The sequence below is a fragment of the Lactiplantibacillus nangangensis genome, assembly GCF_005405065.1.
In the GTDB taxonomy this organism is placed as follows: Bacteria; Bacillota; Bacilli; order Lactobacillales; family Lactobacillaceae; genus Lactiplantibacillus; species Lactiplantibacillus nangangensis.
The window spans coordinates 1-1,169 of sequence record NZ_BJDI01000039.1 but is presented as its reverse complement, the minus strand read 5'-3'; the positions used below and the strand labels follow the sequence as shown (position 1 = coordinate 1,169).

Genomic DNA, 1,169 nt, shown 5'->3' with positions numbered 1-1,169 from the left:
ACCCCTACGGGATTCGAACCCATGTTACTGCCGTGAAAGGGCAGTGTCTTAAACCACTTGACCAAGGGGTCATATTTTTAATATGGAACTAACGGAGAAGGAGGGATTCGAACCCTCGCACCGCTTGCGCGATCTATACCCTTAGCAGGGGCACCTCTTCAGCCACTTGAGTACTTCTCCAATGGGCCTAAATGGACTCGAACCATCGACCTCACGCTTATCAGGCGTGCGCTCTCACCAACTGAGCTATAGGCCCATAAAAGCGGGTAACGAGAATCGGACTCGCGACTACAGCTTGGAAGGCTGTCGTTTTACCACTAAACTATACCCGCAACACTTATGGCGCGGGACAGAATCGAACTGCCGACACATGGAGCTTCAATCCATTGCTCTACCGACTGAGCTACCGAGCCATTTAGCCATAAAAAATATTTAATTAGTGTAACGGTCCGTACGAGACTCGAACTCGTGATCTCCTGCGTGACAGGCAGGCGTCCTAAACCAACTAGACCAACGGACCAAAATTGCGGGAGCAGGGTTTGAACCTGCGACCTTCGGGTTATGAGCCCGACGAGCTACCAGACTGCTCCATCCCGCGATAATAAGGAGGATGAGAGATTCGAACTCTCGCGTGGTTTGACCCACCTGACGGTTTTCAAGACCGTTCCCTTCAGCCAGACTTGGGTAATCCTCCATGTATAAATGTAACTAGGAACTGTCCACTATAATTAGTAGATGGACCTTGTAGGACTCGAACCTACGACCGAACGGTTATGAGCCGTTTGCTCTAACCAACTGAGCTAAAGGTCCGAGCTCTTCTATTCCTATCGCGGCAGGGGGAATCGAACCCTCGACCTCCCGGGTATGAACCGGACGCTCTAGCCAGCTGAGCTACACCGCGATCTGTTAAATAATCAAAGATTATCTAATCGGGAAGACAGGATTCGAACCTGCGACCCCCTGGTCCCAAACCAGGTGCTCTACCAAGCTGAGCTACTTCCCGCTATATGCACCCAGTAGGAGTCGAACCTACAACCTTCTGATTCGTAGTCAGACACTCTATCCAATTGCGCTATGGGTGCTTCATAAAAGTGCCGAGGACCGGGATCGAACCGGTACGGTTATCACTAACCGCAGGATTTTAAGTCCTGTGCGTCTGCCAATTCCGC

Annotated in this window: 11 tRNA genes; all 11 read right to left on the bottom strand. The window is 51.0% G+C overall.

What is annotated here, in order from left to right:
• Nucleotides 1-92: 92 nt before the first annotated feature.
• The 11 genes from FFM70_RS13810 to FFM70_RS13760 all read right to left on the bottom strand — a co-directional run bounded on the left by FFM70_RS13810 (nt 93) and on the right by FFM70_RS13760 (nt 1,082).
• Nucleotides 93-180: transfer RNA gene (locus FFM70_RS13810), tRNA-Ser, on the bottom strand.
• Between the two features lie 2 nt (nt 181-182).
• Nucleotides 183-256: transfer RNA gene (locus tag FFM70_RS13805), tRNA-Ile, on the bottom strand.
• Nucleotides 257-261: 5 nt separating this feature from the next.
• Nucleotides 262-332, bottom strand: a tRNA-Gly gene (locus FFM70_RS13800).
• A gap of 8 nt (nt 333-340) precedes the next feature.
• Nucleotides 341-413, bottom strand: a tRNA-Phe gene (locus FFM70_RS13795).
• A 32-nt stretch (nt 414-445) separates the two neighbouring features.
• A tRNA-Asp gene (locus tag FFM70_RS13790) sits at nt 446-520 on the bottom strand.
• Nucleotides 521-524: 4 nt separating this feature from the next.
• A tRNA-Met gene (locus FFM70_RS13785) sits at nt 525-598 on the bottom strand.
• A gap of 6 nt (nt 599-604) precedes the next feature.
• Nucleotides 605-694 (bottom strand) — tRNA-Ser (locus FFM70_RS13780).
• Nucleotides 695-736: 42 nt separating this feature from the next.
• A tRNA-Ile gene (locus FFM70_RS13775) sits at nt 737-810 on the bottom strand.
• 17 nt (nt 811-827) lie between these two features.
• Nucleotides 828-901 (bottom strand) — tRNA-Met (locus FFM70_RS13770).
• A gap of 28 nt (nt 902-929) precedes the next feature.
• Nucleotides 930-1,003: transfer RNA gene (locus FFM70_RS13765), tRNA-Pro, on the bottom strand.
• A gap of 5 nt (nt 1,004-1,008) precedes the next feature.
• A tRNA-Arg gene (locus FFM70_RS13760) sits at nt 1,009-1,082 on the bottom strand.
• Nucleotides 1,083-1,169: the final 87 nt, after the last annotated feature.